This window comes from Bartonella sp. AD328YNZD (genome assembly GCF_042196425.1).
Map to the genome: position 1 here is coordinate 9,929 of NZ_JBHIQG010000036.1, position 4,080 is coordinate 14,008.

At 39.2% G+C, this 4,080-nt stretch carries 4 protein-coding genes; all 4 read left to right on the forward strand.

The window, feature by feature from the left end:
* Positions 1-747, forward strand: a 747-nt coding sequence (locus tag ACFIO3_RS03210; RefSeq protein ID WP_375704102.1) for an aminopeptidase, incomplete at its 5' end; no start/stop codon positions are given.
* A gap of 279 nt (positions 748-1,026) precedes the next feature.
* Positions 1,027-1,902 (forward strand): bifunctional DNA-formamidopyrimidine glycosylase/DNA-(apurinic or apyrimidinic site) lyase, encoded by an 876-nt coding sequence (gene mutM / locus ACFIO3_RS03215; protein WP_375704103.1) that lies wholly within the window; start codon positions 1,027-1,029, stop codon positions 1,900-1,902.
* Between the two features lie 86 nt (positions 1,903-1,988).
* Entirely contained in the window at positions 1,989-3,383 is a 1,395-nt protein-coding gene (locus ACFIO3_RS03220) for a M20/M25/M40 family metallo-hydrolase (protein ID WP_375686584.1), read from the forward strand.
* The gene (locus ACFIO3_RS03225) at positions 3,376-3,996 is read left to right on the forward strand and encodes a ribonuclease D (RefSeq protein WP_375606813.1); all 621 of its coding nucleotides are present in this window, start codon (positions 3,376-3,378) and stop codon (positions 3,994-3,996) included. The genes ACFIO3_RS03220 and ACFIO3_RS03225 overlap by 8 nt, the downstream gene beginning before the upstream one ends.
* Positions 3,997-4,080 lie beyond the last annotated feature (84 nt).

The window sequence follows — 4,080 nt, forward strand, 5'->3', positions numbered from 1 at the left end:
CTTAATGAGGCGATTAAAAAATTAGCTGATGCAATTTTTTCTGCTTCACGTGTTACAGAAGAAGATCCAGTGCATGCATGGAGTGTCCATAATGCAGCTTTGAAACAACGGTCATCTTGGCTTAATGAGCAGCGTTTCTCTGCTTTGCATTTTACAGGACCAGGTACCGATTTAACAGTTGGTTTGGCAGATGATCATGAATGGCATGGTGGTGCATCTGCGGCTCAAAATGGTGTTGTTTGCAATCCTAATATTCCGACTGAAGAAGTTTTCACCACGCCTCATGCTCATAAGGTTGAGGGTTTTGTTCGTTCGACCAAGCCTCTTTCTTATCAAGGAGCACTGATTGATAATATTGAGATGCGTTTTGAAGCAGGGCGTATTGTTGAGGCTCGTGCATCAACAGGTCAGGAAGTTTTGCAACAGGTTTTGCAAAGTGATGAAGGGGCTAGTCGCTTAGGTGAAGTTGCTCTTGTGCCCCATTCTTCACCAATTTCTAAGAGTGACCTCCTTTTTTATAATACCTTATTTGATGAAAATGCTGCATGTCATATTGCTTTAGGGCAGTGTTATTCCAAATGCTTTTTAGATGGGGCATCATTGACGTCAGAAGAGATTGCAGCACGTGGTGGAAATAAAAGTGTCATTCATATTGACTGGATGATTGGTTCTGGTGAAATTGACATAGATGGCATTACCCAAGATGGTGTAAGAGTTCCTGTATTTCGTAAGGGTGAATGGACTTAATTCTGTTATGCTGTAAAACTTCGTCATTTAAGGTGGGGTGGTATGCAAGTCTCATTGATACGCTAAGTATTTTAGAGTGTGTGGTATATATTCAAGGCAGGGTTTGGCCATAAAGCCTTTAGTTAAATGACTCACATGAGTAGAAAGCCAAGTAAAATCCACTCATCAAGAATTTGTTTAGTAGATGTAGAGGAAGTCTTCGTTCTTTGAGGAGGGGGGGGGAAGAAGCCAATTTATCAGTCATACGATTGGAAAGTGTATAATTATTAAAGAAGAGTAATGCCTGAGCTTCCTGAAGTAGAGACAGTTCGTCGTGGACTTGAGTCCGTTGTAACTGATGCAAAGATAGTATCTGTCAAACTTAATCGTAGAGATTTGCGTTTTCCTTTTCCTGAGGCGTTTTCTGAGCGCCTTATCGGCAGAAAAATTATAGAACTTGGTCGACGTGCGAAGTATTTATTATTTCATCTTTCTCATAATGAAACGATTTTAAGCCATTTAGGAATGTCTGGTTCATGGCGTATAGAGAATGACATTTTGAGAAAAGCTTTTTCAACGAGAAATAAATTGGTTAAGCATGACCATTTTATCATGGATATTCAGACAAGGGATGGTGAATTTTATCATCTTATTTATAATGATGTGCGTCGCTTTGGGTTTATGCTTTTAGTCGATACGGACAGGCTTTATGAACATCCGCTTTTAAATAAGCTAGGGCTTGAACCTATGAGTAATTCGTTTTCTGGTCGTTATTTACAAAAGGCTTTTGTTAATAAAAAAATGTCTCTCAAGGGCGTTTTACTTGATCAGTCTATTGTTTCGGGTCTTGGGAATATTTATGTTTGCGAAGCACTTTGGCGGAGTCGTTTATCTCCACAACGTAGTGCATTTACATTGGCATCAAAAACGACACGTGCACGTGAATTTGCAGATTCTTTAGCACAAAATATACGCAATGTGATTTCTGAAGCCATTTTGTCCGGTGGCTCTTCTTTACGTGATTATATGCATATAGATGGTTCACTTGGTTATTTTCAACACGCTTTTTCAGTTTATGGACGAGAAGGCAAGGAATGTTTGGAATGTGGAACGCCTATTATACGTATTTTACAGGCTGGGCGTTCAAGTTTTTACTGCTCACAGTGTCAAAAATGAATAAGGTGTCTTGCAAAATCCTACAAGAGGCTTAAAGTCAGGTTCTTACAATTATACGAATATACGAGGCTTGAGAGGTTTTTTTTATGTTGAATAAAGTATTAACACATCTTGATGAGAATATAGGAAAGAGCCTTGAACGCCTTTTTTCTCTTTTACGTTTCCAATCGATTTCTACAGACTTGGCTTATAAGGATGAATGTCGTAAAGCAGCTGATTGGTTGGTAGAAGATTTAAAAACAATAGGTTTTGAGGCTTCACGGCGTGATACACCAGGTCATCCAATGGTTGTTGGACATCATCCAGGGCCTTCAGATGATTGTCTGCATGTGTTATTTTATGGACATTATGATGTTCAACCTGTTGATCCATTAAATTTATGGGAAGATGATCCATTTAATCCTTCATTAAAGGAAAAAGATGGAGAAAAAGTTATTTGTGCTCGTGGCGCTTCTGATGACAAAGGTCAGCTCATGACCTTTGTTGAGGCATGTCGTGCATTTAAGAAAGAAACGGGGCAACTTCCCATTAAGGTTACTGTTTTATTTGAGGGAGAAGAAGAAAGTGGTTCTCCTTCTCTTGTTCCTTTTTTAAAAGAAAATAGGGATGAACTTAAGGCTGATTGTGCATTGGTTTGTGATACAGCAATGTGGGATGCCGATACACCATCTGTTTGTATTGCTCTTCGGGGTATTTTAGGAGAAGAGGTTACGATTACAGCAGCCGATCGTGACTTGCACTCTGGTGCTTATGGAGGGGTAGCTGCTAACCCTATTCATATTTTAACAAAAATCTTAGCAGGACTTCATGATGACAATGGTCGTGTAACGCTTCCAGGTTTTTATGATGGAGTTGAAGAAACACCTTCACAGATTTTGCAATCATGGAATGCCCTGAATTGTACTGCTGAAAATTTTCTTGGTCCTATAGGACTTTCCATTCCTGCTGGTGAAAAAGGACGGAGCATTTTAGAACTTGTATGGGCGCGTCCTACAGCAGAAGTTAACGGGATTAGTGGTGGTTATGAAGGAGAAGGAATAAAAACAGTTATTGCTTCTCAAGCGAATGCGAAAGTATCTTTTCGTTTAGTGCATAAGCAAGATCCAGAGAAAATACGCCAAGCTTTCCGTCATTATGTGTGCGGTCTTATTCCTGCTGATTGTACTGTTGAATTTAAGGGGCATGGTGGTTCTTCTGCAATTCAAATTCCTTATGATTCACCTTTTATCAAGGCCGTAAAAGAAGCTTTGTCGCAAGAATGGAGCAATCCTGCTATACTCGACGCTATGGGGGGATCAATTCCGGTTGTGGGAGATTTTCAGTCAATTCTTGATATGGAATCTGTTCTGGTTGGATTTGCATTATATAATGATCGTATTCATTCTCCCAATGAAAAGTATAATTTAAAATCGTTTCATAAGGGGCAGCGGTCTTGGGCGCGTATTCTTGCAGCTTTAGCAAATAGGAGGGTAAATGGCTGAGATTCGTGTTCATCAAGGTGATTTACCAAACTTAGACAATTATAAAACTGATGCTATTGCGATTGATACCGAAACTTTAGGCTTACAACCGCATCGTGATCGTTTATGTGTTGTGCAGCTTTCTTCCGGAGATGGTACTGCTGATATTATACAAATTGCTAAAGGACAAAAGAGTGCACCTAATTTGGTCAAGCTTCTTGAAGATAACGCGGTTACCAAAATATTTCATTTTGGGCGTTTTGATCTTGCTATTTTAGCGCATACATTTGGTGTTATGCCAGAAGCTGTTTTTTGTACAAAAATTGCTTCTAGACTCACGCGTACTTATACGGATCGTCATGGCTTAAAAGAAGTTTGTAATGAATTGCTGAATGTGAATATTTCTAAACAGCAACAATCTTCCGATTGGGCAGCAGAAACGTTATCACAGGCACAAATTGAATATGCTGCGTCGGATGTGTTATATTTGCATCGTTTAAAGGTTATATTTGAAGAACGTTTAAGACGTGAAGAGCGAGAAAATGTTGCCAAGGCATGCTTTCAATTTTTGCCTATGAGAGCTAGGCTTGATCTTTTAGGATGGGCGGAAGTTGATATTTTTGCGCATAGCTAACTTTAAAATTGGCTTTTAAATGGAGTTAATTATTGATGTGAGAGGGCAAAATGCTTGTACATTATGGGCATTTTATCCTCTCAT

Coding starts and splice junctions, on each gene's coding strand:
- mutM (WP_375704103.1), top strand. CDS start 1,027: ATGCCTGAGCTTCCTGAAGTAGAGACAGTTCGTCGTGGACTTGAGTCC.
- ACFIO3_RS03220 (WP_375686584.1), top strand. CDS start 1,989: ATGTTGAATAAAGTATTAACACATCTTGATGAGAATATAGGAAAGAGC.
- ACFIO3_RS03225 (WP_375606813.1), top strand. CDS start 3,376: ATGGCTGAGATTCGTGTTCATCAAGGTGATTTACCAAACTTAGACAAT.